The sequence below is a fragment of the Rhodanobacter sp. UC4451_H18 genome (assembly GCF_052978225.1).
Genome location: NZ_CM129663.1, coordinates 3,691,486 through 3,713,748 on the forward strand (window position 1 = coordinate 3,691,486; position 22,263 = coordinate 3,713,748).

General features: G+C 69.0%; 25 protein-coding genes. 13 read left to right on the top strand and 12 right to left on the bottom strand.

Features of this window, described 5'->3' with window-relative positions; translation table 11 throughout:
- Positions 1–159: 159 nt before the first annotated feature.
- The 4 genes from ACVCMG_RS16535 to ACVCMG_RS16550 all read left to right on the top strand — a co-directional run bounded on the left by ACVCMG_RS16535 (position 160) and on the right by ACVCMG_RS16550 (position 4,739).
- Complete coding sequence (locus ACVCMG_RS16535) at positions 160–1,104, top strand: ABC transporter ATP-binding protein (RefSeq protein WP_395119459.1); 945 nt, start codon at positions 160–162, stop codon at positions 1,102–1,104.
- Positions 1,101–1,835 (top strand): ABC transporter permease subunit, encoded by a 735-nt coding sequence (locus ACVCMG_RS16540; RefSeq protein WP_395119457.1) that lies wholly within the window; start codon positions 1,101–1,103, stop codon positions 1,833–1,835. The genes ACVCMG_RS16535 and ACVCMG_RS16540 overlap by 4 nt, the downstream gene beginning before the upstream one ends.
- A gap of 3 nt (positions 1,836–1,838) precedes the next feature.
- The gene (locus ACVCMG_RS16545) at positions 1,839–3,755 is read left to right on the top strand and encodes a GldG family protein (protein WP_447114577.1); all 1,917 of its coding nucleotides are present in this window, start codon (positions 1,839–1,841) and stop codon (positions 3,753–3,755) included.
- A gap of 120 nt (positions 3,756–3,875) precedes the next feature.
- The gene (locus tag ACVCMG_RS16550; RefSeq protein WP_447114578.1) at positions 3,876–4,739 is read left to right on the top strand and encodes a cytochrome c oxidase assembly protein; all 864 of its coding nucleotides are present in this window, start codon (positions 3,876–3,878) and stop codon (positions 4,737–4,739) included.
- 10 nt (positions 4,740–4,749) lie between these two features.
- Here the strand turns inward: ACVCMG_RS16550 and ACVCMG_RS16555 are convergent, their stop codons facing one another.
- Positions 4,750–5,226 carry a copper chaperone PCu(A)C gene (locus tag ACVCMG_RS16555; RefSeq protein WP_447106397.1) on the bottom strand — a complete coding sequence of 159 codons (477 nt, stop codon included), beginning with the start codon at positions 5,224–5,226 and terminating at the stop codon, positions 4,750–4,752.
- The gene (locus ACVCMG_RS16560; RefSeq protein WP_395119449.1) at positions 5,223–5,837 is read right to left on the bottom strand and encodes an SCO family protein; all 615 of its coding nucleotides are present in this window, start codon (positions 5,835–5,837) and stop codon (positions 5,223–5,225) included. The genes ACVCMG_RS16555 and ACVCMG_RS16560 overlap by 4 nt, the downstream gene beginning before the upstream one ends.
- Positions 5,838–5,919: 82 nt before the next feature.
- On the opposite strand from ACVCMG_RS16560, the gene ACVCMG_RS16565 reads away from it, so the two are divergent.
- Together ACVCMG_RS16565 and ACVCMG_RS16570 are read left to right on the top strand one after the other, a co-directional pair.
- Complete coding sequence (locus ACVCMG_RS16565) at positions 5,920–6,297, top strand: DUF423 domain-containing protein (protein ID WP_447098518.1); 378 nt, start codon at positions 5,920–5,922, stop codon at positions 6,295–6,297.
- 55 nt (positions 6,298–6,352) lie between these two features.
- A complete protein-coding gene (locus ACVCMG_RS16570; RefSeq protein ID WP_447106396.1) occupies positions 6,353–6,766 on the top strand; it encodes a hypothetical protein in 414 nt (137 codons plus the stop codon).
- Between the two features lie 3 nt (positions 6,767–6,769).
- Here the strand turns inward: ACVCMG_RS16570 and ACVCMG_RS16575 are convergent, their stop codons facing one another.
- From ACVCMG_RS16575 to ACVCMG_RS16585, 3 genes are read right to left on the bottom strand one after another with little or no spacing between them, the layout of a single operon-like run.
- The gene (locus tag ACVCMG_RS16575; protein ID WP_447114579.1) at positions 6,770–7,543 is read right to left on the bottom strand and encodes a CPBP family glutamic-type intramembrane protease; all 774 of its coding nucleotides are present in this window, start codon (positions 7,541–7,543) and stop codon (positions 6,770–6,772) included.
- Between the two features lie 25 nt (positions 7,544–7,568).
- Positions 7,569–7,760, bottom strand: coding sequence for an Arc family DNA binding domain-containing protein (locus ACVCMG_RS16580; protein WP_395119440.1), 192 nt, complete (start codon positions 7,758–7,760; stop codon positions 7,569–7,571).
- Between the two features lie 3 nt (positions 7,761–7,763).
- Complete coding sequence (locus ACVCMG_RS16585; RefSeq protein ID WP_447106395.1) at positions 7,764–8,639, bottom strand: SPFH domain-containing protein; 876 nt, start codon at positions 8,637–8,639, stop codon at positions 7,764–7,766.
- A 139-nt stretch (positions 8,640–8,778) separates the two neighbouring features.
- Here ACVCMG_RS16585 and purT point away from each other — a divergent pair, with 139 nt between their 5' ends.
- A complete protein-coding gene (purT, locus tag ACVCMG_RS16590; RefSeq protein WP_447114580.1) occupies positions 8,779–9,960 on the top strand; it encodes a formate-dependent phosphoribosylglycinamide formyltransferase in 1,182 nt (393 codons plus the stop codon).
- Positions 9,961–10,028: 68 nt separating this feature from the next.
- Positions 10,029–11,549 carry an FMN-binding glutamate synthase family protein gene (locus ACVCMG_RS16595; protein WP_395119436.1) on the top strand — a complete coding sequence of 507 codons (1,521 nt, stop codon included), beginning with the start codon at positions 10,029–10,031 and terminating at the stop codon, positions 11,547–11,549.
- A 104-nt stretch (positions 11,550–11,653) separates the two neighbouring features.
- Here the strand turns inward: ACVCMG_RS16595 and ACVCMG_RS16600 are convergent, their stop codons facing one another.
- From ACVCMG_RS16600 to ACVCMG_RS16630, 7 genes are all read right to left on the bottom strand, one after another.
- Positions 11,654–12,361, bottom strand: a complete 708-nt coding sequence (locus tag ACVCMG_RS16600) for an arginyltransferase (RefSeq protein WP_447106394.1) — start codon at positions 12,359–12,361, stop codon at positions 11,654–11,656.
- Positions 12,362–12,390: 29 nt separating this feature from the next.
- Positions 12,391–12,783 (bottom strand): hypothetical protein, encoded by a 393-nt coding sequence (locus tag ACVCMG_RS16605; RefSeq protein WP_395119432.1) that lies wholly within the window; start codon positions 12,781–12,783, stop codon positions 12,391–12,393.
- 36 nt (positions 12,784–12,819) lie between these two features.
- Entirely contained in the window at positions 12,820–13,701 is an 882-nt protein-coding gene (locus ACVCMG_RS16610; RefSeq protein WP_395119430.1) for an acyl-CoA thioesterase, read from the bottom strand.
- A gap of 53 nt (positions 13,702–13,754) precedes the next feature.
- Positions 13,755–14,765, bottom strand: coding sequence for a saccharopine dehydrogenase NADP-binding domain-containing protein (locus ACVCMG_RS16615; protein ID WP_447114581.1), 1,011 nt, complete (start codon positions 14,763–14,765; stop codon positions 13,755–13,757).
- 112 nt (positions 14,766–14,877) lie between these two features.
- Positions 14,878–15,015, bottom strand: coding sequence for a hypothetical protein (locus ACVCMG_RS16620; protein WP_395119426.1), 138 nt, complete (start codon positions 15,013–15,015; stop codon positions 14,878–14,880).
- Positions 15,016–15,098: 83 nt separating this feature from the next.
- The gene (locus ACVCMG_RS16625) at positions 15,099–15,935 is read right to left on the bottom strand and encodes a helix-turn-helix transcriptional regulator (protein WP_447106392.1); all 837 of its coding nucleotides are present in this window, start codon (positions 15,933–15,935) and stop codon (positions 15,099–15,101) included.
- A gap of 30 nt (positions 15,936–15,965) precedes the next feature.
- Positions 15,966–16,520, bottom strand: a complete 555-nt coding sequence (locus tag ACVCMG_RS16630; RefSeq protein ID WP_447100069.1) for an N-acetylmuramoyl-L-alanine amidase — start codon at positions 16,518–16,520, stop codon at positions 15,966–15,968.
- Positions 16,521–16,606: 86 nt separating this feature from the next.
- On the opposite strand from ACVCMG_RS16630, the gene ACVCMG_RS16635 reads away from it, so the two are divergent.
- The 5 genes from ACVCMG_RS16635 (at position 16,607) to egtD (ending at position 22,251) form a co-directional block, all read left to right on the top strand.
- The gene (locus ACVCMG_RS16635; RefSeq protein ID WP_447106391.1) at positions 16,607–17,134 is read left to right on the top strand and encodes an alpha/beta hydrolase; all 528 of its coding nucleotides are present in this window, start codon (positions 16,607–16,609) and stop codon (positions 17,132–17,134) included.
- Positions 17,131–19,317 (top strand): bifunctional 23S rRNA (guanine(2069)-N(7))-methyltransferase RlmK/23S rRNA (guanine(2445)-N(2))-methyltransferase RlmL, encoded by a 2,187-nt coding sequence (gene rlmKL / locus ACVCMG_RS16640; RefSeq protein WP_447114582.1) that lies wholly within the window; start codon positions 17,131–17,133, stop codon positions 19,315–19,317. Before ACVCMG_RS16635 ends, rlmKL begins: the two co-directional genes overlap by 4 nt.
- 61 nt (positions 19,318–19,378) lie before the next feature.
- Positions 19,379–19,822 (top strand): hypothetical protein, encoded by a 444-nt coding sequence (locus ACVCMG_RS16645; protein WP_447114583.1) that lies wholly within the window; start codon positions 19,379–19,381, stop codon positions 19,820–19,822.
- A 192-nt stretch (positions 19,823–20,014) separates the two neighbouring features.
- Positions 20,015–21,265 (top strand): ergothioneine biosynthesis protein EgtB, encoded by a 1,251-nt coding sequence (gene egtB / locus ACVCMG_RS16650; RefSeq protein WP_395119413.1) that lies wholly within the window; start codon positions 20,015–20,017, stop codon positions 21,263–21,265.
- A complete protein-coding gene (egtD, locus tag ACVCMG_RS16655; protein WP_447114584.1) occupies positions 21,262–22,251 on the top strand; it encodes an L-histidine N(alpha)-methyltransferase in 990 nt (329 codons plus the stop codon). Before egtB ends, egtD begins: the two co-directional genes overlap by 4 nt.
- Positions 22,252–22,263 lie beyond the last annotated feature (12 nt).

Sequence of the window (22,263 nt, forward strand, 5' to 3'; positions counted from 1 at the left end):
TTTCGTGATGAAAGGGCCTTTTTCTTGGGCGCCCCTGCGACTGCACGCCGGACGTGCGCGCGGTCGCGGCGCTCTTGCGGTACATTGCCGGGACACTCCGGCGCCCCGACTGGCCGGCGGCCAGCGCGTCGCCAGCCCGGCCACAGCCCGCTCGCGGACATGATCGAAACCGACAAACTCACCCGATGCTACGGCAACCTCACGGCGGTGGATGCGTTGAGCATCCGCGTCGAGCCGGGCCAGGTGCTGGGGCTGCTCGGACCCAATGGCGCGGGCAAGTCCACGGCCATGCGCATGATCGCCGGCTTCCTGGTGCCGACCTCCGGCAGCGCGCGGGTGTGCGGCTACGACGCGATGCGCGAACCGCTGAAGGCCAAGCGCGCGCTGGGCTATCTGCCCGAGGGCGCACCCAGCTACGGCGAGATGACCGTGCGCGAGTTCCTGCAATTCATCGTGCGCATCCGCGGGCTGCGCGGCGAGGCGGGCTATCGGCGCATGGATGCGGTGGTGCAGCAACTGCAGCTGGACGAGGTGCTCGGCTTGGGCATCGACACGCTGTCCAAGGGTTTGCGCCGACGCGTGGGCCTGGCCCAGGCGATCCTGCATGACCCGCCGGTGCTGATGCTGGACGAACCCACCGACGGCCTCGACCCGAACCAGAAGCACGCGGTGCGCCAGCTGATCGACATGATGGCGCGCGACCGCACGATCCTGATCTCCACCCACCTGCTGGAAGAAGTGCACGCGCTGTGCAACCGGGTGGTGATCATCGCCCGCGGCAAGCTGCTGGCGGATGCCACGCCCGCCGAGCTGGAGGCGCGCTCGCGTTATCACGGCGCGGTATCGTTCAGTGCGCCGGGCAGCGGCATGTCGCAGGAAATGCTGGGCCGGCTGCCGCAGGTGGCCGGAGTGGAGATCGACCCGCTGGACGGTCGCGTCACGGTGTTCCCCAAGCCGGGCGAGCGCATCCTGGAACCGGTCGAGCGGCTGTTGCAAGAGCAGGGGCTTGAAGTCTCCGAGATCCAGCTCGAACGCGGCCGCCTCGACGAGGTGTTCCGCCAGATCACCAGCGGTGAGGAAGTCGGCCGCGGGGTGGCGGCATGAGTCCGGTCAACGCGGTGGTGCGGCGCGAGCTGGGCAGCTACTTCGCGACGCCGGTGGCCTATGTCTTCCTGGTGATCTTCCTGGTGCTCGCCGGCATCCTGACCTTCTACGTCGGCGATTTCTACGAGCGCGGACAGGCCGACCTGCAGCCGTTCTTCGTGATGCACCCGTGGCTGTACCTGATCCTGGTGCCGGCGATCACCATGCGCATGTGGGCCGAGGAGACCAAGGGCGGCACGCTGGAACTGCTGCTCACCCTGCCGCTGACGCTGTGGCAGGCGATGCTCGGCAAGTTCCTCGCCGCATGGCTGTTCATCGGGCTGGCGCTGGCACTGACCTTTCCGATCTGGATCACCGTCAACTACCTGGGCGCGCCGGACAACGGCGTGATCCTGGCCGGCTACCTGGGCAGCTGGCTGATGGCCGGCAACTTCATCGCCATCGGCGCCTGCCTGTCGGCGCTGACGCGCAGCCAGGTGGTGGCCTTCATCCTCACCGCGCTGGTCTGCGTGCTGCTGATCCTGGCCGGGCAGCCGCAGGTGCTGGATTTCTTCCAGGGCGCGCTGCCGCGGCGCCTCATCAACGCCGTGGCGCACCTTTCGATGCTGCGTCATTTCGAGGCGATCTCGCGCGGTGTGCTCGACCTGCGCGACCTGCTGTACTTCGTGCTCAGCACGCTGGGCTGGCTGGTCGCCGGCGTGTTGCTGCTCGACCTCAAGCGGACGCGCTGAACGATGCCGCGCCTGCGCCTGCCCCGTCTGCTCACCACGCCGCTGCGCCTGACCCGCAGCAGCTGGCTGTACGCCGGCCTGGTGGCGCTGGTGCTGGTGCTGGTGCCGCTGGTGGTGGCCAGCAGCCGCTGGCTGCATGCCACGCGGATCGACCTGACCGCTGACCAGCTCTACACGCTGACGCCCGGCACGCGGCACATCGTCGACAGCCTGCAACGGCCACTGCAGCTGACCCTGTACTTCTCCGAGCACGCCACGCGCGACCTGCCCAAGCTGCGCAGCTACGAGCGGCGCGTCAACGAGATGCTGCAGGAGATGGTGGCGCGCTCGCACGGGCGCATCCGCCTGCGCGTGATCGACCCGGTGCCGTATTCGGACGACGAGGCGGGCGCCGAGGGCAGCGGGCTGATTGCCGCCAATGGCGGCAGCAACGGCGAGCGGGTGTTCTTCGGACTGGCCGGCAGCGCCATGGCGCCGGGCGAGGCGCGTGGTGCGGAGGACGCCGGCACGCCGGAAAAATCGCTCTCGATCGCGTTCTTCGATCCCTCGCGCGAGGCCTTCCTCGAATACGACATCGCCAAGCTGCTGTACGAGCTGAACCAGGTGCGCAAGCCGGAGATCGGCGTGCTCAGCTCGCTGCCGGTGCAGGGCGACCTGGCGCTGGGCGAGCAGCCCTGGGCGGTGATGCAGCAGCTGGGCCAGTTGTTCGAGCTGAAGACCCTCGACGCCGCCACCCTGCAGCACGTGGATGATCGCCTGAAGGTGCTGCTGCTGATCCACCCCAAGCAGCTGCCGCCGGCCGCGCAGTACGCGATCGACCAGTACGTGATGGGCGGCGGCCACCTGGTGGTGTTCGTCGATCCCGATGCCGAGCTCGACGCCGCACCGTTCACGCCCGACATCGGCGGCTTGCCTGCGCACGCCTCGGACCTGCCGCGCCTGTTCGCCGCGTGGGGCGTGGAATACCAGCCGCGCGAGGTGGTGCTGGACCGCAGCCGCGGCCTGCAAATCGAGCTGGCCGGCAGCAGCCTCAACCATCCGGCAATGCTCGGGCTGGGCGACCAGGAGCTCAACCGCAATGATCCGGTGACCGCCAGCCTGCAGCGCATCAACGTCTCCAGCATCGGCCATTTCGACCTCACCCGGACCGCGACCGCGCGGCTGGTCCCGCTGCTGCAGAGCAGTGCCGACGCCGAGCTGGCGCCGACCCAGCGGGTGATGGATGCCAGCAGCGACCCGACCAGCCTGCTCGAAGATTACAAGGCGGACAACGCGCACTACGTGCTGGCGGCGCGGTTGCGCGGCACCTTCGTCAGCGCGTTTCCCGAGGACGCCGGCAAGCCGGGCCACCGTGCGCATTCGGCGGCCAACGCACAGGTGGTGCTGGTGGCCGACACCGACGTGCTCAGCGATCGTCTGTGGGTGGAGCCGCAGACCGTGCTGGGCCAGACCATGGTGCGCATCTTCGCCAACAACGGTGATTTCGTCACCAACCTGGTCGACAACCTCAGCGGCTCGTCGGCGCTGCTGTCGATCCGCGCGCGCTCCACCTCGCAGCGGCCGTTCACCCGGGTGCAGGCGCTGCGCAACGTGGCCGACCAGAAGTTCCTGCAGAAGGAGCAGGAGCTGGAGAAGGAGCTGGCCGACACCCGCCGCCGGCTGGACGAGCTGCAGCCGGCCAAGGGTGCGCGGTCGAGCACGGTCACCCCCGAGCAGCGCCGCGAGATCGAGCAGTTCCGCCAGCGCCAGCTCGCCATCAACAAGGAGCTGCGCGACGTGCAGCACCAGCTCAATGCCGAGATCGACGCGCTGGGTCTGCGCGTGAAGGTGATCAACATCGTGCTGGTGCCGGCGCTGGTGGTGCTGATCGGCCTGCTGTACGGCTGGCGTCGCACCCGCCACAGCCGGCGTCGACGCTGATGGCGGCAATCTGCCGCAAGCGATCGTCCGCGGCAGGGCAGACGGCGCCGGCGCGGCGCACTATGCTGGGCGGTGGTCGCCGGTCGTGCCGGTGCTGACGGACGTGGAAGCAAGCCGATCGTGATTGCAACGCTGTTGAAATGGGTGGTGCCGTGGGAGTTCTCGTGGCTGTTCCTGGCCACGTTCGTGCTGGCCTGCGTGCTGTACTGGCGCGGCAGCCGCCGCCTGAGGGTGCCGTCCAGCCGGCGGCTGGCGTTCTGGATCGGCATGGCGATCATCTACCTGTCGCTGCACACTTATCTCGATTACTACGCCGAGCATGAGTTCTTCATGCATCGCCTGCAGCAGTTGCTGTTGCACCACCTGGCGCCGCTGCTGATCGTCATCGCCTATCCGGCCAGTGCGCTGCGCGCCGGCCTGCCGCTGGCGTGGCGGGCGCGGTGGCTGCGGCCGTTGCAGCGGTCGTGGCCGTGGCGGTCGGTGATGGGCGTGCTGATGAATCCCACGATCGTCACCGTGCTGTTCGTGGTGTTCGTGCTGATCTGGCTGATCCCGAGCCTGCAGACGCTGGCGATGCTGGACTGGCGCGTGTACCGCTTCATGAACTGGACGATGCTGCTCAGCGGCTTCGCCTACTGGGCGCTGGTGCTCGACCACCGCCCGCATCCGCCGGGTCGCATGGTGGCAGGCATGCGCGTGCTGTCGCCGGCGATCACCATGACGCCGCAGATCCTGGCTGGCGCGATCATCACGTTCTCGCGCACCGACCTCTATCCGATCTTCGAGATCTGCGGCCGCGCGTTTACCTTCAACGTGCTGACCGGGCAGATGGTCGGCGGGCTGATCACCTGGGTGCCGGCGGCGCTGATCGAGTCGGTCGGCGGCCTGATTGCGCTGCGCCACTGGATGCGGTTGTCACGCAACGGGCGCCTGCCGCGCAAGCCGCTGCCGCCGACGGTGATCGCCGGCAGCGCGCACGACTGAGCGGATTGAATCAGTGCCCGGAATGGGCAGACGCGGGGGCCTCGTCGCCCAGCGCATTGGCGGGGCGGGCGGCGAAGTCGACCGGCAGGCTGCTGCCGTCGTCGAATTGCAGTTGCATTTGCACCCGATTGCCGGGTAACACCGCCGCGGCCGGTTTCATCAGCATCAGGTGATAGCCGCCGGGCCCCAGCACGACGCTGCCGTGCGCGGGGATCGGCAACGATTCGACCATGGCCATGCGGCTCATGCCGCCCTGGGTCGAGCTGTGGTGCAGCATCACTTCCGCGTATGCCGTGCTGCGCGCGCCGGTCAACGCAACCGGCTGGTCGCCGCGGTTTTCCAGCGTGACGTAACCGCCGGCCGGCAACGTGCCGGGCAACACGCGAATCCAGGCGTGGCTGGCGTGCACCTGGTCGGCGGCCGCGGCATGCACGCCGGCAGCGAGCGACAGTCCGGCGAGCAGGGCAAACAGGCGGGCGTGCTTCATGTCGGTTCTCCCTGGTCGAGCAGCAGTTGCAGGTCGTGTACCAGGTCGTCCTGCTTGTCGGCCGGGGTGTACAACACGCGCGGGTTGCCGTCGCGGTCGAACACGTAGATCGCCGAGCTGTGGCTCACTTCGTAGTTGCCGTCCTTGCCGGACGGCTCGCGGGTGAACGCGGAGCGGTAGCGCTTGACCAGTGCCTCGACCGCGCGCGGTGCGCCGGTGAGCCCGATCGCATGTTTGTCGAACGCGTTGACGTAGCCGTGCAGCACGGCCGGCGTGTCCCGCGTCGGGTCGACACTGACGAACAGGATGCGTGCGCCGTCGGCCTGCGCGCCGAGCTTCTTCATCACCACGTGCAGCTGGGCCATGGTCAGCGGGCAGACGTCCGGGCAATGCGTGTAGCCGAAGAACAGCAGCACCACCTTGCCGCGATAGTCGGTGGCGGACACCGGCTTGTTCTCGTCACTGGTCAGGTTGAACTCGAGCTGCGGCATGTGGCCGGTGAGGTCGGTCAGGCGGAACGGCAGCGGCGTCGCGCCGTGGCAACCGGCGAGCAGCGTGCCGGCAACCAGCAGCGCAAGCAGGGCGGCAAGGCGGGTGCGAAGTGACTTCATGCGAGAATCCTGCAGCTTCATCCGTTCAAGCATACGACACCGGCCGCGCCGCGGCGCCGACGGTACGGGAGATACACCGCCCATGCGACAACCTGCCCACCTCGCCACTGCCTTGCTGGTCGGCCTCGCCGGCGCCAGCGCGGTGCTGCTGGGCGCGTTCGGCGCACATGCCTTGCGCGGCATGCTGGACGCCCGTGCCGTCGAGCTGTGGCATACCGCGGTGGAATATCACGCCTGGCACGCGCTGGCCCTGGCGCTCGCCGTGGCGCTCGGCCACGGCCGCGGCGCGCGCGTGGCGACGGTGGCGTTTGCCGCCGGCATCGTGCTGTTCAGCGGCAGCCTGTACGCGCTGGCGCTCGGTGCGCCGCGCTGGACGGGAATCATCACGCCGTTCGGCGGGCTGGCCTTCGTGATCGGCTGGCTGGCGCTGGGTTGGGCGCTGCGCCCGCGTCACGAATAGTTTCGGCAAGTGTCATGCGGCGGTCATCGTCGACGGCGATGGTGGCGGCATGGACATGCGCATCGCCCTTCGGCATTCATCCGACACGGCCGCGTGGCCCGGGCGCTTGCTGCAGCGTCTGCGCCGGCCCGGCATCGTGCTGCTCGTCGTGCTGTCGGCGATCCTGCTGTGGTCGTGGCTGCCGGCGTCCGATGAAACGACGGAACTTCCCGCGGCAAACCAGCTGGTGCACTGGCAGGGTGCCGGACACGACTGGCTGCTGGTGGTCGATCCGCAGACGCGCGAGCTGGTCGTCTATGACGCCCGCGACGGCCGGCCGCTGCAACGCCTCGGCGCCGAAGACGGCGTGCCGCCCGTGCAATCGATCGTGCTGCAGGGGCCGTGGCTGTTCGTGACGGGTGGGCAACATCCGAAGGTGCGCCTGCTGAAGCTGCCGCAATTGCAGGCGGTGAGCGCCGACACGCGTTGATCGTCAGGTGCCGATCAGCGGCAGGGTCACGTGCAGCACCACGTCGGCGCAGAAGTGCGCGAGCATCGCGTGCTCCAGTCCGTATTTCCAGAACAGGCCGCCGCTGACGATGCCGACTATGGCATTGAGCAGCACGATGCGCGCCACCAGCAGCGGGGTACCGAGCATGCCGGCGGCGTGCGCGGCGGGCAGGTGGCCGGCGCCGAACAGCAGCGCGGCCAGCACGATTGCCAGCATGAACATCCACGGCCGCGCCACGCGTCCGTTGCCGCGCGCCAGCATCCACACCATGGCGCCGATCGGGAACAGGCGGCACAACACTTCCTCCACGACGCCCCCGTAGAGCAATGCCAGCGCGCCGCGCCAGGCCGCGATGACCGTCCCGGTGTGAGCCGGCTGCGGGCCGAGCAGCGACAGGCCGATCACCCCCAGCGCCGCGAGTACGCCGAGCAGCGCGGCCAGCAACCAGCGCGAACGCCGCGCCGGATCACGCGGCTGCGCATATACCCAGGCGCGCAGCCACGGTGCGTCGAGTCCGTACGGTGCGCCCAGGCGCAGGCCCGCCCAGCCGAGCAACCAGCACAGCACGCCGGTCGCTCCCACCTGCGTCAGCACGATGGCCGGCAGCGGCCAGTGCAGTGCGGTGAGCTGCGTCGGCACCAGCGCCAGCAGATAAGGCATCAGTGCCAGCGTGGCCAACGCGCCGGCGACGCCGAACAATACGGCGAGCGTCAGGTGCGGGCCGCTGGCCGACAGGTTGGTCGGATGGGTGGGCATGGGCAGGCTTCGGGGATGGGTGGGGTCAGTCTGCGTCGTCGTCCGGCGTCGGCCGGATCGGGCCGGCCTTGAGCCGGCCGGCCTTGCGCAAGGCCTCGCGCAGCACGTACTCGATCTGGGCGTTGACGCTGCGCAGTTCGTCGTCCGACCAGCGCTGCATGGCGTCGAGTACGGCTGCGCTGATGCGCAGCGGGTAGGCTTTTTTTTCGCCGGCCACGGGTCAGTACAAGGTGCCGGTGTTCAGCACCGGCTGGGTGCCGCGTTCGCCGCACAGCACCACCAGCAGGTTGCTGACCATGGTCGCCTTGCGCTCCTCGTCGAGTTCCACGACGCCCTGCGCACGCAATTGCACCAGCGCCATGCCGACCATGCTGACCGCGCCTTCCACGATGCGGGTGCGCGCGGCGATGATCGCGCCGGCCTGCTGGCGCTGCAGCATCGCCTGGGCGATTTCCTGGGCGTAGGCGAGGTGGCTGATGCGCGACTCGATCACCTGCACGCCGGCCTTCTCCAGCCGCGCCTGGATCTCGTCGCGCAGGTGGTTGTTGATCACCTCGCCGTGGCTGCGCAGCGAGGGCTTGCCGTCGTCGTGGGCGTCGTAGGGGTAGCTCTGCGCCATCTGGCGCAGCGCGGATTCGCTCTGGATGTGCACGAAGTCCTCGTAATCGTCGACGCAGAACACCGCCTCGGCGGTATCCAGCACCTGCCACACCACCACCGCGCCGATCTCGATCGGATTGCCGTCGTTGTCGTTGACCTTGAGCTTGCCGCTCTCGAAGTTGCGCACGCGCAGCGAGATGCGCTGGCGCGAGTAGAACGGGTTGGTCCAGCGCAGGCCCTCGACCCGCACGGTGCCGGCGTACTTGCCGAACAGCTGCAGCACCTGGCCCTCGTTCGGCGCGACCTGGAAGAAGCCCTTGAGCAGAAAGCCGTCGATCGCCAGCAGCAGCGCGCCGCCCAGCAACCGCGCCAGCGGCGGCGCGTCCGGCTGGCCGTGGATGGCGCCGAGCACCAGCCACACGCCGATGCCGGCCAGCACCAGGCAAAAGCCGACGAAAGGAATGCCGGCGACCGAAAAACCTTGATGTTCGTTCATGAGCAGTCTCCCTGAGGTGGGAAAATTAGATATCAAAATGATATCTGATGCAAGCGAACTTCCGGCATGCCGTGAACGCCGCCGCCGGACGCCCCGCGTGGCCGCATACAATGCCGGTTTGCCCGCACCGGAGAACCCGATGAAGCCATTCGGCACGCCCCATACCGACCACGCGCTGCGCGTGCTGCTGCTGGGCGCCGGCGAGCTGGGCAAGGAGGTGGCGATCGAGTTGCAGCGCTACGCGGTGGAGGTGATCGCGGTGGATCGCTACGCCGACGCGCCGGCGATGCAGGTCGCCCATCGCAGCCACGTGATCGACATGCTCGACGGCGCCGCGCTGCGTGCGGTGATCGAGGCCGAGCGGCCCGACCTGGTGGTGCCGGAGATCGAGGCGATCCACACGCCGACCCTGCTCGCGCTGGAAGAGGAAGGGCAGCGGGTGATCCCGACTGCCCGCGCGGCATGGCTCACCATGGACCGCGAAGGCATCCGCAAGCTGGCGGCCGAGGAGCTGCAGCTGCCGACTTCGCCGTATCGCTTCTGCGACGACGAGGCCCGGTACCGCGAGGCCGCCGCCGCGATCGGATACCCGTTCGTGATCAAGCCGGTGATGAGTTCGTCCGGCAAGGGCCAGAGCGTGGTGCGCCGTGCCGACGAGTTGCAGCACGCGTGGGAGTACGCGCAGTCCGGCGGGCGCGCCGGCAAGGGCCGGGTGATCGTCGAGGGCTTCGTCGATTTCGATTACGAGATCACCATGCTCACCGTGCGCCACGTCGATGGCGTCAGCTTCTGCGCACCGATCGGCCATCGCCAGGAGGACGGCGACTATCGCGAATCCTGGCAGCCGCAGCCGATGAGCGAGGCCGCGTTGGCCGAGGCGCAGCGGCAGGCCGCGGCGGTGACCGCCGCGCTGGGCGGCTGGGGCGTGTTCGGCGTGGAGTTTTTCGTCAAGGGCGATCGGGTGATCTTCTCCGAGGTCAGCCCGCGGCCGCACGACACCGGCCTGGTCACGCTGATCTCGCAGGAGCTTTCCGAGTTCGCGCTGCACGCGCGCGCGATCCTCGGCCTGCCGATCCCGGTGATCCGCCAATACGGACCGTCGGCCTCGTGCGCAGTGCTGGTCGAAGGCGATGGCACGGGGCCGCGTTACCACGGCGTGGCCGCGGCGCTGGCCGAGCCGGACACGCAGTTGCGCATCTTCGGCAAGCCGGAGGTGAAGGGCCGCCGGCGCATGGCGGTGACGCTGGCGCGCGCCGGCACGCTGGAGGCGGCAGTGGCCAAGGCGGTGCGCGCGAAGGAGGCGTTGCGCATCGAGCTGTGAGCCAGGCGGCGCGCGCCGTTGGGTTACGCTTGCGGCATCGCACCGGATGACGACGGGGGAGAGGCGGCATGCAATCGACGGGTTTTTCGCATTGGCTGGTGGTACTGGTGGAGACCTTCGCGCTGCTGGCGCTGATGCTGCTGGCGGTGGCGGTGCTGGTGCTGATGGCCACGTGGGTGATCGACCGCAACCAGACCGCCAACGCGGTATTGCGCAACTTCCCGGTGATCGGCCACTTCCGCTACTGGTTCCTGCACCTGGGCGAGTTCTTTCGCCAGTACCTGTATTCGAGCGATCGCGAGGAACTGCCGTTCAACCGCGCGCAGCGCGTGTGGGTCTATCGCGCCGCGAAAAACGCCGAGAACACCAACGCGTTCGGCTCCACCCGCGACCTGCGCGCCGAAGGCGTGCCGTTCTTCGTCAACGCACCGTTCCCGGCGCTGGGCGATCACCACGTGGATGCCAAGCCGGTGCGCATCGGCCCGTACGCGCGCGAGCCGTACGATCACGCCGCGTTCTTCAACATCTCGGCGATGAGTTTCGGGGCGCTGTCGGCGCCGGCGGTGCGTGCGCTGTCGATCGGCGCGGCCAAGGCCGGCATCTGGATGGACACCGGCGAAGGCGGTCTGGCGCCGTACCACCTGGAGGGCGGCTGCGACCTCGTGTTCGAGATCGGCACCGCCAAGTACGGCGTGCGTACCAGCGACGGCAAGCTCGACGACGACAAGCTGCTCGCGATCTGCGCGCACAGGCAGGTGAAGATGGTCAGCATCAAGCTCGGCCAGGGCGCCAAGCCGGGCATGGGCGGCCTGCTGCCGGGCGCCAAGGTGACCGAGGAGATCGCGGCGATCCGCGGCATCCCGGTCGGCGAGGATTCGCAGAGCCCGAACCGCCACCTGGACATCGCCAACGTGGCGCAGCTGATGGATGCGATCGCGCACATCCGCGAGCTCACCGGCAAGCCGACCGGCTTCAAGGCGGTGTTCGGCGGCATGGACTGGATCGAGCAACTGTGCGACGAGGTCGAGCTGCGCGGCATCGAGAGCGCACCGGACTTCATCATCGTCGACGGCTCCGAGGGCGGCACCGGCGCGGCGCCGCAGACGCTGATGGAAGGCGTCGGCCTGCCATTGCACGAGGCGTTGCCGGAACTGGTGAACGTGCTGATCCGGCGCGGCCTGCGCCAGCGCATCAAGGTGATCTGCTCGGGCAAGTGCATCACCGCCTACGACGTGGCGCGGGCGATGTCTACCGGCGCGGATTTTGTCAACTCGGCGCGCGGCTTCATGCTGGCGCTGGGCTGCATCCAGTCGCTGCAATGCAACCGCAATACCTGTCCCACCGGCATCACCACGCAGAACCCGAAGCTGCAGCGCGGCCTGGTGGTCACCGACAAGTGCGAGAAGGTGGCGAACTACGCCCGCAACGTGATGCACGAGGTGGGCATCATCGCGCACAGCTGCGGTGTCGAGGACCCGCGCCAGCTCGACCGCAGCCATTGCCGCGTGGTCGGCGACGACGGCATCTCCATGCCGCTGGAAAAGCTCTACCCGTATCCGATGGAGCGAGAAGTGAGAGGTTGGAAGTGAGGAGTGAGAGAAAGCATCCAGTCTGCGTCATCCCGCTTTCTCTCACTTCTCGCTCCTCTTCACTCACTCCTCTGCCGCCAGCGAAGCGGCGGGCAGTGCCCGCCCTACGCCAGTTCGCGCCAGCCATCCGTGCCGCGAATCTGCAGCGGCTTGAAGCGGCGCTTGTAATCCATCTTCGGGTGGCCGTCGATCCAGAAACCCAGGTACAGCCAGGGCATGCCTCGGCGGCGGGCCAGTTCGATCTGTTGCAGGATCGCGCAGGTGCCCAGGCTGCGCGCGGTTTCGGCGGGGTCGTAGAAGGTGTAGACGGCGGAGATCCCGTTCGGGCACACGTCGGTCACCGCCAGCGCCAGCAGGCGCGTGCCCAGGCGCAGTTCGAGGAACAGCGTGGGGCTCCACGGCGCGGTGAGAAAGCGGCGGAAATCGCTGGCGTCGGCATCATCCATGCCGCCGCCGGGATGACGCGTGCGCAGGTAGTGCTCGTACAGCGCGTGGCGCTCGCGGTTGTAGCCGGGCATGCATTCGACCACCGTGAGATCCGCGTTGCGCTTCAGGCAGCGCTTCTGCGCGCGATCCGGCCGGAAGTTTTCCACGTCGATGCGGCAGGGCGTGCAGGCGTGGCACTGCGGGCAATGCGGGTAGTAGAGGTGGCCGCCGGCGCGGCGGAAGCCGCGTTCCAGCGCCGGCCCGTAAAGTTGATCCAGTTGCGGCGCGGCCGGGTCCAGCACCAGGTTCTGCGCCGTGCGCTCGGCGTAGTAGCCGCAGGCATGCGGCAGGGTCTGGAACAGGCGGACGGGATCGGAGCGGCGCATGGTCCGATTCTATGCCGGCGCGGCCCGGTTCAGAACACGCGCAGGTAGCGCAGCATCTGCACCGCGAACACCGCCAGCACGGCCAGCAGCAGCACGCGGCGCACGCGGGTGGCGATGCGGGCGCGGCGCTCCAGCGGCGAGGCGTTGCGCGTGGCGGCCAGTTCCTCGCCGTGGCGGATCACCGGCTCGATGCCGAGGCCCATCAGCAGCTTGCGCGCCTGGCTGTAGTCGTCGGCGTGGGTGATCCACACCTGCGGCCACTGGCTGCGATCCTGCCGGCGCGGCGAATAGCTGTGCCGCTGCCAGCCGCGCCGATGGTAGTTGGAGCGATTGGACACCGTCGCCTGGATGCCGTGCTCGGCCATCAGGGCGACCACCGAATCGATGTTTTCCGGGCGGGGGGAGGTATAGATCTGGCGCATGCGGGAAGTTTACGCGAACAGCCTTGAACCGGGCGTTCAGTCGTCCCCGGCCACGCCGTTGCGCACGCGGATCAGCCCTTCCTGCGCGCTGGAGGCGACCAGGGCGCCGTCGCGGCTGAAGATCTGCCCGCGCGCCAGGCCGCGCCCACCCTGCGCGGTGGGGCTGTCGAACGAGTACAGCAGCCATTCGTCGACGCGGAACGGGCGATGGAACCACAGCGCATGATCGAGGCTGGCCATCTGCACGTTCTGGGTCATGTACGAGATGCCGTGCGGCAAGGTGGCGGTGCCGATCAGGTGGAAATCCGACGCGTACGCCAGCAGCGCGCGGTGCAGGATCGGCGAATCGTCGATCGGCGCGGTGAGCCGGAACCAGATGTGCTGGATCGGCGGGCGCTTGACCGGGTGCATCTCGTCGCGCGGCCACACCTGGCGGAACTCGAACGGGCCGTCGATGCCGAGCCAGCGCTGCAGTTTCACCGGCAGCCGCGCCAGTTCGTCGGCCGGCAGCGGATGCATCGGCTCGATGTCTTCCGGCGCGGGCACTTCGGGCATCGAGGTCTGGTGCTCCACGCCGTGCTCGGCGAGCTGGAACGAGATCGAGCCGTTGAGGATCGGCTGGCCGTGCTGGATCGCCACCACCCGCCGCGAGGAGAACGAACCGCCATCGCGGGTGCGTTCCACGTTGTAGACGATCGGTGCGCGGATGTCGCCGGCGCGCAGGAAATAGGCGTGCAGCGAGTGCGCCTCGCGCGCCGGGTCCACTGTCTGCTGCGCCGCCGACAAGGCCTGCCCCAGCACCTGGCCGCCGAACACGAAACGCGTGCCGATGTCGCGGCTCTGGCCGCGGAACAGGTTGTCTTCCAGCCGTTCGAGCTGCAGCAGTTCGACGAGTTCGGCGACGTGGTCTTCGCTCATGGGGGATCCTTGCAGGGGGCGCCAGTATAGCGGCGGTGCCCCGCGATCCCCGTTCAGCGGTCGAAGGTGACGGCGATCTGCCGGGGATCGAGCGCGGCCAGGAAGTCGCGGGCGTCGAAAGCCTGGCCCGGGGCGAGTGCGCCGGTACCGCTGACGCGGCCGTCCAGAATGCGCTGCAACGCTTCCACCAGCAGCGGCGCGGTCACCGCATAAATGTCACGGCCGCTGGCAACGGCGCGCAGGCGGCGCTGGTCTCGGTGTACGCGTACGTCGACCACGAACCGCTGCGCGGAACGCCCGCTGCCGTCGGCGGCCACCGGTGCCGGCGTGGACGGATCGCGCAGGTCGCGCAGCGGAGCCAGGTTCATCCATGAATGCAGGTCGCCGCAGGTGATGTGCCGTGGCAGCACGACGGCCTCGGACAAGGGCAGCAGCACGGTTTCCAGTCGTCCGAACGGGGCCGGGAAATCCGTCTCGCGCAGCGGCGCGGGGTCGGGCACGGTGCGGCTGCGGCCGTGCTCGATGCAGGTGCGCGGGTAATGATTGCGCTCGCCAGTGATGCGGGTGCCGCGGGTGGGATGCCAGCCGTCAAGCGCCACGGCGACGTCCACGGCATCCGCATCGGTGGCGCCACCGAGCGCGGCGCTGGCGAGCAGGTCGGCGAGGCCGCCGTAGAAGGCCATCGCCGGCAGCACGGTCACGCCAGCGGCTTTCGCCGCCGCATCGCGTGCGAACGTATCGAGCACGGCGCGTTGTTCCGCCGCCACGTCCAGATAGTGGATGCGTGCGCGCAACGCGGCATCCAGCACCGGCACGGCGGTGTCGAGGAACGGCCCGGCGCAATGCAGCACCGCGGCGGTGCCGGCGAAGGCGGCGTCCAATGCCGCGGCATCGTCGACGGCGGCCGCGCGCACTTCCACGTCGGCGGTCGCAGCCAGTTGCTGCAGTCGGGACGCGTCGCGGCCACAGGCGACCGGCACGAAGCCGCGTCGGCGAAGCTCGTTCAGCACGAAACGGCCGGTGTGGCCGTAGGCGCCGTACACCGCGACGCGACGATTGGTCATCAGGTAGTTCCCCGGAATTTTCGGGCCATGTCGGTGGTCCCGTCGGGCGTTTCCCGGCGGCGGAACGGCGCCCCTCGGGGCGCCGTTCCTGTGGCGAGGGGGACTTCGCCGCTCACGCTTGCGCTGCCGCCTCGCGCAGCTTCTGCGCGCATTCCTCGCAGCACACTTCGACGGTGCGTCCGCCGATGGTCACTTCGATCGCGTTGTGGTCCAGCGGGTAGTCGCAGGCGGCGCAGGTTTTCTCGTTCATGGGGTTCTCCGTGGGCTGCCCGGGATCGGGCATGCACAGGAGACCATGCTGCGGCAGGCGCGGCTGTCAGGATCTTTAGCGACTCACGATGCGCGCGTCAGCGCGGCCTGGCGGAACGCGCTGGGCGTGCGGCCGTAAGCCTGGCGGAACGCGGCGCTGAAGTGGCTGTGGCTGGAGAAGCCGAGGTCCAGCGCCAGGGCGGCGACGTCCTCGCAATCGGCGATCCGGTCCAGCGCATGCGCCAGCCGCAGGCGCAGGTGATAGCGGTACAGCGGCATGCCTTCGACCTGCTGGAAGGCCTGGGTGAGGTAGACCGGCGAGCCGCCGATGTCCGCGGCGATCTCGGCCAGCGTCCAGCGCCGGGTGAGGTCGCTGGCCAGCAGCAGCTTGGCCCGGTCCACCAGCCGCTGGCGCGCGTGGCTGGCGCCGGGAGCATGGGTGGTGCGAGGGCCGAGGCTGCGGCAGACCAGGGTCAGCGCCAGGCTCTCGGCTTCCAGTGGCTCGATGTTGCCGTGGCGCAGGCTGTGGCGCAGCAGTGCCACCAGCACCTGGGCGCGTTCGTCGATGCGCAGCGACTGGCCGTGGAAGACCGGTTCGTCGCGACGCTGCAGCAGGTCGGTCGGCGCCAGCTCGCGCAGCAGCGGTTGCGCGATCGACAGCGACAGGCAGGCATCCCCACCAGTCGCCGGATGGCTGACCTGGTAGTCCTGGCCGGCATTGAACAGCAGCACGTGGTTCGCATCGGCCACCGACTGCGTGCTGCCGACGTGGCGCAGGAACAGGCCGCGATACGGAAACACCAGGTGCGTCGCGGCCGCGCATTCCTCCGCGCTGCGATGACGGCACTCGCCGCGGCAATGCACGTCGTGCGCCGCGACGAGCGGCGTTTGCAGCAGCGGCTGGACGGTGAATTCCGACATGGCCTGGGCCTGGGGAGGCTGGTTCGCAGTCTAACGCAGCCGTTGCAGGCCGCAGGCGGGCACGATGGCGTCCCACGGGAAGCGCACGCCGGGGTCGAGTTTGCGGCGGATCTGCTGCGCGGGATCGTCGCTGGCCGGGATCAGGTCGGTGTCCAGGTCTTCGTGGCCGGCGATCCGGCGCAGGTTCGGGAACGCCGCGCGCAACTGCGTCAGCAGGGCAAGCAGGGCGTCGATCTGCGCGGCGGGGTAGGGCTCGGTCATGGTCTGGCGGCGCGAGTCGAACCAGTCGGGGTAGCGGCCCGCGTTCACCAGCTCGATGCCGATCGAATTCGCGTTGTGCCCGCGTACGTGATGGGCGATGCGCGTGCCGGGCACGTAGCGGCAGATCGTGCCGTCGCGGTCGATGTAGTAGTGGCCGCTGTTGCCGGTGCCGCTCGGATGCAGCACGCGTTCGCCGTATTCGCGGGCCATGGCCAGGTCGGGTAGCTCGGTGCAGTGGATCACCACCAGTTCGATGGCCTCGGCCGGGCGCTCGGGCAGCCGGTCGACGTAGGGCAGCGGCTGGTCGTGGAGGGTCAGGGACATCGGCCAAGTCTCGCATGGCGCGGCCGGAGCCGGAAACGCCGCCTGCTACCATGCGCGTCTTGCTTTTGGCCTTTCCGGAGACCGCCATGCGCGGCCAGATCATTCTTTCGCACGGCTCGGATTCCGCGCCGGAGGCGACCAAGGTCAGCGCGCTGGCCGCACTGGCCGAGTCGCTGGGCTGGCGCACGCAGCGACCGGACTACCGCAGCGACGACGCGCGCGGCCATGCCGGGTCGGTCGCGCCGCGGATCGCGCGCCTGCGCGCCACGATCGAATCGCTGGACGCGCCGCCACTGCTGGTCGGGTCGAGCATGGGCGCGTTCGTCTCCGGCCTGGTCTCGCTGGAGGTGCCCGTGGCCGGGCTGTTGCTGCTCGCCACGCCCAGTCAAGTCCCGGGATACGCGCGGGCGTTCGATCTGCGTCCCGGCGTGCCCACGATGCTGATCCATGGCTGGCGCGACGAGGTGTGCCCGCTGGCCGGCGTGCAGGCGTTCGCCGCGAAGCGCCGGCTGCCGCTGCTCGTGCTGGACGACGACCACCGGCTGGGCTCCAGCATGGAGCTGATCGCGACGCAGTTCCGGGCCATGCTCGAACGCCTGGCGAGCGCCGCATGAACCATTACTTCGCCACCTGCCCGAAAGGCATGGAATACCTGCTGCGCGACGAACTGGTCGCGCTCGGCGCCAACGACGTGCGCGAGGCACTGGCCGGCGCGCACTTCTCCGGCACGCTGGAAACCGCCTACCGCGCCTGCCTGTGGTCGCGCCTGGCCAGCCGCATCCTGCTGCCGCTGGCCGAGTTCGACGCGGCCGACGACGAGGCGCTGTATCGCGGCGTGCAGACGATCGACTGGAGCGCGCACCTGGCCGCGCACGGCACCTTCGCCGTGGACGCCGGCACCGCGCTGAGCAAGCTCACCCACAGCCAGTTCGTCGGCCTGCGCACCAAGGACGCGGTGGTCGACCAGTTCCGCCAGCGCGACGGCTCGCGCCCGGACATCGACACCGACGAGCCGGACATCCGCATCAACCTGCGCCTGCGGCGCGACCGCGCCACCGTATCGCTTGATCTCGCGGGTTCACCGCTGCATCGCCGCGGCTGGCGCGAGGAGCAGGGCGAAGCGCCGCTCAAGGAAAACCTCGCCGCGGCGATGCTGCTGCGCGCGCACTGGCCCGAGGTCTACGCCGGCGGCGGCGCGCTGCTCGACCCGATGTGCGGCTCGGGCACCCTGCTGATCGAAGGTGCGTTGATGGCCGCCGACGTGGCGCCCGGCCTGCGCCGCGAATACTTCGGCTTCCTCGGCTGGCAGCAGCACGACATCGCGCTGTGGCGCAGCCTGCTGGACGAGGCGAAGCAGCGTGCCGAGACCGGCTTGCGCGGGCTGCGCCCGTGCTTCTTCGGCAGTGACGCTGACCCGCGCATGGTGCAGACGGCCAAACGCAACGCGCAGGCCGCCGGCGTGGCCGGCTTTTTCACCCTGGACAAGCAGGACATGGCCCGCGCCGCGCCGCCGCCCGGCGTCGGCTACGGCCTGGTCATCACCAATCCGCCGTACGGCGAGCGCCTCGGCGACCGCGCCGAGATGCCGAAGCTTTACCGCGCGCTGGGCGACACGTTGCGCCAGCGCTTCACCGGTTGGCGCGCCGCGGTGCTGGCCGGCGACCTGGAGCTGGGGCGTGCCATGCAGTTGCATGCGGACAAGCGCTACGCGCTGTACAACGGCGCACTGGAAACCGTGCTGCTGACGTTCGACCTGAAGCCGCGCGACGAGACGCCGCGCGAACCCAGGCCGCTCTCGCCGGGCGCGCAGATGCTGAAGAACCGGCTGGAGAAGAACGTCAGGCATTTGCGCAAGCGGCTCACCCGCGAAGGCATCCACTGCTGGCGCGCCTACGACCAGGACCTCCCCGAGTACGCGGCGGCGATCGACGTCTACGGCGACACGGGTGGCGACGACCATTTGCACATCCAGGAGTACCGCGCGCCGGCGGATATCCCCGCCGACGTGGCGCGCCTGCGCCTGCGCGAGATCGCCCGCGTCGCCGGCGAGGTGCTGGGCGTGCCGCGCGAGCGCGTCGCGATCAAGACCCGCGAGCGCGGCAAGGGCGGTTCCAAGTACGGCCAGCTCGACCAGCGCGGCGAGTTCATCGAAGTGGAGGAGGGCGGCCTGAAGTTCCTGGTCAACCTCACCGATTATCTCGATACCGGCCTGTTCCTCGACCACCGGCTGGTGCGCGCGAAAGTGCGCGAGCTGGCCGACGGCAAGTGTTTCCTCAACCTGTTCGCCTACACCGCCACCGCCAGCGTGCACGCGGCGGCCGGCGGCGCGCTGGAAACCACCAGCGTGGATCTGTCGGCCACCTATCTGGAGTGGGCATCGCGCAACCTCGCGTTGAACGGTTTCACCGGCGCCGACCATCGGCTGATGCAGTTCGACGCGCTGGAGTTCCTGCAGCGTGATCGCGGCCATTACGGCCTGATCTTCGTCGATCCACCGACCTTCTCCAACTCCAAGCGCGCCGAGGATTTCGACGTGCAGCGCGATCACGTGAAGCTGCTCGAAGCCTGCAACGAACGGCTCACCCGTGACGGCGTGATCGTGTTCTCAAACAATTTCCGTCGCTTCAAGCTGGATCGCGAGGCGCTGGAGCCGCACTTCGAGATCGAGGACTGGAGCGCGCCCAGCATCCCGTTCGACTTCGCCCGCCGTGCCGACATCCACGGCTGCTGGCTGCTGCGCCGGCGCCGGGCCGTGACGGGAGTCAACCCGTGGGATACGGCGCGCATCAAGCCGTGAACCTTTCAGTGCGCATTAAGCCCGCGCGCTCGACTATCCCCGCGTACAACGGAGAACGATCATGAACACAGCGGGTTTGCGTGCTTCCGGCAAGAGTGCCGCGATCGGCCTGGCGCTGGTCGCCGCGTTGGCAATGCCTCTGGGCGCGTCCGCGCGCGGCTGGGGCGGGCATGGTCCCCATGGTGGCTACTACGGCGGTCACCATGGCGGTTATCACGGCGGCTACTACGGTCATGGCGGCCACTGGAGCGGCGGCCGCTGGATCGCCGGGGCCATTGTCACCGGTGCCGTGGTCGGCCTGGTCGCCGACGCGCTGCGGCCGGCTCCGGTTTATTACAACCAGCCGGTCTACCGCGCGCCGCGCACGGTGGTGTACGAGTACGGTGCGCCGGTGGTGACCCGCCGCGTGGTGGAAACGCGTACCGTGGTGTACGACGACCCGTACCAGACGCGTTACATCCGCGACGACGGCTACGACCGCGACGACGGCTACGACGGCAACTGAGTCACGTCGTGATGCGAGTGTGCGAGCCCGGCCCCGGCCGGGCTCGCGCGTTTGTACCCGTCGCAAGACGGCGTGTCCGATCACAAGTTCTGAACAACTCTCGCGGCATCCTTGAGGGCATGCACTTTCGCACCATCATGCCGCTGTCCCGTGGCCGGTTCGTCCGGCCGTCGCGACCGCGGCGCAGCATGCATGACCGTTGATCCACTGTCGGCCCGCGCCGGCACCGCCGCGCGTTTCGAGCGGGTGCGCCGGCAGACGCCGGCGCTGTGCGCGAGCCTGACGGCCGAGGACATGCAGCTGCAGTCGATGCCCGACGCCAGCCCGGCGAAATGGCACCTGGCGCATACCACCTGGTTCTTCGAGACCTTCGTGCTTGCGCACGACCCGGCCTGGAAGCCGCGCGACCCGGCCTGGCATTACCTGTTCAACTCCTACTACCAGTCGGTCGGGCCGATGCACGTGCGCGCGCAGCGCGGGCTGCTGTCGCGGCCCTCGCTGGACGAGGTGCGCGATTACCGCCGGCGCGTGGACGAGGCGGTGCTTGCTTTGCTGGATCGCCGCGACGATCCGGAACTGGCGAGCCTGGTCGAGCTGGGTCTGCAGCACGAGCAGCAACACCAGGAGTTGTTGCTGACCGACATCAAGCATGCGTTCTGGTGCAATCCGCTGCAGCCGGCGCTGCATTCGTCGATCGCGGCACCCGCGGGTGCGCCCACGGTGCCGCTGCAATTCCTGCCCGGGCGCGAGGGCATCGTGGAGATCGGCCATCGTGGCGAAGGCTTCGCCTTCGACAACGAAACCCCGCGCCACCGCACCCTGTTGCAACCGCATGCGCTGGCCAACCGGCTGGCGACCAATGCCGAATACCTGGCGTTCGTGCGTGAAGGCGGCTATCGCGAGCCCGGCCTGTGGTTGTCCGACGGCTGGGCCACGGTGCAGCGCGAAGGCTGGCAACATCCGCTCTACTGGCAGGATGACCTGGCCAGCGAGTTCACCCTGGCCGGCGTGCGTGCGCTCGACCCCGCCGAACCGGTATGCCACCTGAGCTACTACGAGGCCGATGCGTTCGCGCGCTGGGCCGGCGCGCGGCTGCCGACCGAGGCGGAGTGGGAGTCCGCCGCGCAGGGCGTCGCGATCGAAGGCAACCTGCAGGAAAGCGGGCGCTTCCAGCCGCTGCCCGCGCACGCTGGCGAGGGCGCGCTGCAGTTGTTCGGCGACGCGTGGGAATGGACCGCCTCGCCGTACGTCGGCTACCCCGGTTACCGCCCGCTGCCCGGATCGCTGGGCGAATACAACGGCAAGTTCATGTGCGGCCAATGGGTGCTGCGCGGTGGCTCCTGCGCCACCCCGCGCGATCACATCCGCGCCAGCTACCGCAATTTCTTTCCACCCCATGCCCGCTGGCAGTTTGCCGGGCTGCGACTGGGACAGGACCGATGAACAGCATGCAAGCCTGCGGCCTTCGCGACGACGAACGCCGCCCGCCCGCCAGCGAACTGCTCGAAGTCGCCCGGCACGGGCTGGCGCTGAAGCCCAAGCGGCTGCCGTCGTGGCTGTTCTACGACCAGCGCGGCTCGGCCTTGTTCGAGCAGATCTGCGAGCAGCCGGAGTACTACCTCACCCGCTGCGAGATCGCGTTGATGAGCGAGCACGCCGCCGACATCGCCGACAGCCTCGGCAGCGACGTGCGCCTGGTCGAGTACGGCAGCGGCAGCGGACGCAAGACGCGCATGCTGCTGCGCCACCTGCGCGAGCCGGTGAGTTACGTGCCGGTGGAAATCTCGCCCGAGCCGCTGCAGCACAGCGTGCAACGCCTGGCGCAGGAGTTTCCGCAACTGCCGCTGCAACCGCTGTGTGCCGATTTCAGCAAGCCGTTGCGCCTGCCGATTCCGCCGCGCGCGCCGCGCCGCACGGTGCTCTATTTCCCCGGTTCCACCATCGGCAATTTCGAGGCGCATGACGCGGTGGCCTTGCTGCGCAAGATGCGCAGCGAGATGGGCGACGCCGGCGGCCTGCTGATCGGGGTGGATCTGAAAAAGGACCCGGCGCTGATCGAGGCCGCCTACAACGATGCGGCCGGCGTCACCGCCGAGTTCACGCTGAACATGCTGCTCCGGCTCAACCGCGAGATCGGCAGCGATTTCGACCTCGCCGCCTTCGCCCACCGCGCGCGCTACAACCCGATGGCCGGGCGCATCGAGACGCAACTGGTCAGTCGGCACGAGCAGCAGGTGGCGATCGGGCGCGACAAGGTGCGCTTCGGCGCGGAGGAGGCTGTCCAGGTCGAATACAGCTGCAAGTATTCGCTGGAGGATTTCGCGGCGCTGGCAGACAAGGCGGGGTTGGCGGTGCAGCGGGTGTGGACCGATTCCCGACGGATGTTCAGCGTGCAATACCTGGTGCGTGCCGGCCTTCGGATGGATTGACGCGGCGGGCGG

Coding starts and splice junctions, on each gene's coding strand:
- egtD (WP_447114584.1), top strand. CDS start 21,262: ATGAACAGCATGCAAGCCTGCGGCCTTCGCGACGACGAACGCCGCCCG.
- ACVCMG_RS16575 (WP_447114579.1), bottom strand. CDS start 7,543: ATGCCCACCCATCCGACCAACCTGTCGGCCAGCGGCCCGCACCTGACG.
- ACVCMG_RS16620 (WP_395119426.1), bottom strand. CDS start 15,015: ATGAACGAGAAAACCTGCGCCGCCTGCGACTACCCGCTGGACCACAAC.
- ACVCMG_RS16645 (WP_447114583.1), top strand. CDS start 19,379: ATGAACACAGCGGGTTTGCGTGCTTCCGGCAAGAGTGCCGCGATCGGC.
- ACVCMG_RS16585 (WP_447106395.1), bottom strand. CDS start 8,639: ATGAACGAACATCAAGGTTTTTCGGTCGCCGGCATTCCTTTCGTCGGC.
- egtB (WP_395119413.1), top strand. CDS start 20,015: ATGACCGTTGATCCACTGTCGGCCCGCGCCGGCACCGCCGCGCGTTTC.
- ACVCMG_RS16600 (WP_447106394.1), bottom strand. CDS start 12,361: ATGCGCCGCTCCGATCCCGTCCGCCTGTTCCAGACCCTGCCGCATGCC.
- ACVCMG_RS16610 (WP_395119430.1), bottom strand. CDS start 13,701: ATGAGCGAAGACCACGTCGCCGAACTCGTCGAACTGCTGCAGCTCGAA.
- ACVCMG_RS16595 (WP_395119436.1), top strand. CDS start 10,029: ATGCAATCGACGGGTTTTTCGCATTGGCTGGTGGTACTGGTGGAGACC.
- ACVCMG_RS16535 (WP_395119459.1), top strand. CDS start 160: ATGATCGAAACCGACAAACTCACCCGATGCTACGGCAACCTCACGGCG.
- ACVCMG_RS16630 (WP_447100069.1), bottom strand. CDS start 16,520: ATGTCCCTGACCCTCCACGACCAGCCGCTGCCCTACGTCGACCGGCTG.
- ACVCMG_RS16570 (WP_447106396.1), top strand. CDS start 6,353: ATGCGCATCGCCCTTCGGCATTCATCCGACACGGCCGCGTGGCCCGGG.
- ACVCMG_RS16560 (WP_395119449.1), bottom strand. CDS start 5,837: ATGAAGTCACTTCGCACCCGCCTTGCCGCCCTGCTTGCGCTGCTGGTT.
- ACVCMG_RS16545 (WP_447114577.1), top strand. CDS start 1,839: ATGCCGCGCCTGCGCCTGCCCCGTCTGCTCACCACGCCGCTGCGCCTG.
- purT (WP_447114580.1), top strand. CDS start 8,779: ATGAAGCCATTCGGCACGCCCCATACCGACCACGCGCTGCGCGTGCTG.
- ACVCMG_RS16625 (WP_447106392.1), bottom strand. CDS start 15,935: ATGTCGGAATTCACCGTCCAGCCGCTGCTGCAAACGCCGCTCGTCGCG.
- ACVCMG_RS16565 (WP_447098518.1), top strand. CDS start 5,920: ATGCGACAACCTGCCCACCTCGCCACTGCCTTGCTGGTCGGCCTCGCC.
- ACVCMG_RS16540 (WP_395119457.1), top strand. CDS start 1,101: ATGAGTCCGGTCAACGCGGTGGTGCGGCGCGAGCTGGGCAGCTACTTC.
- ACVCMG_RS16605 (WP_395119432.1), bottom strand. CDS start 12,783: ATGCGCCAGATCTATACCTCCCCCCGCCCGGAAAACATCGATTCGGTG.
- rlmKL (WP_447114582.1), top strand. CDS start 17,131: ATGAACCATTACTTCGCCACCTGCCCGAAAGGCATGGAATACCTGCTG.
- ACVCMG_RS16615 (WP_447114581.1), bottom strand. CDS start 14,765: ATGACCAATCGTCGCGTCGCGGTGTACGGCGCCTACGGCCACACCGGC.
- ACVCMG_RS16635 (WP_447106391.1), top strand. CDS start 16,607: ATGCGCGGCCAGATCATTCTTTCGCACGGCTCGGATTCCGCGCCGGAG.
- ACVCMG_RS16555 (WP_447106397.1), bottom strand. CDS start 5,226: ATGAAGCACGCCCGCCTGTTTGCCCTGCTCGCCGGACTGTCGCTCGCT.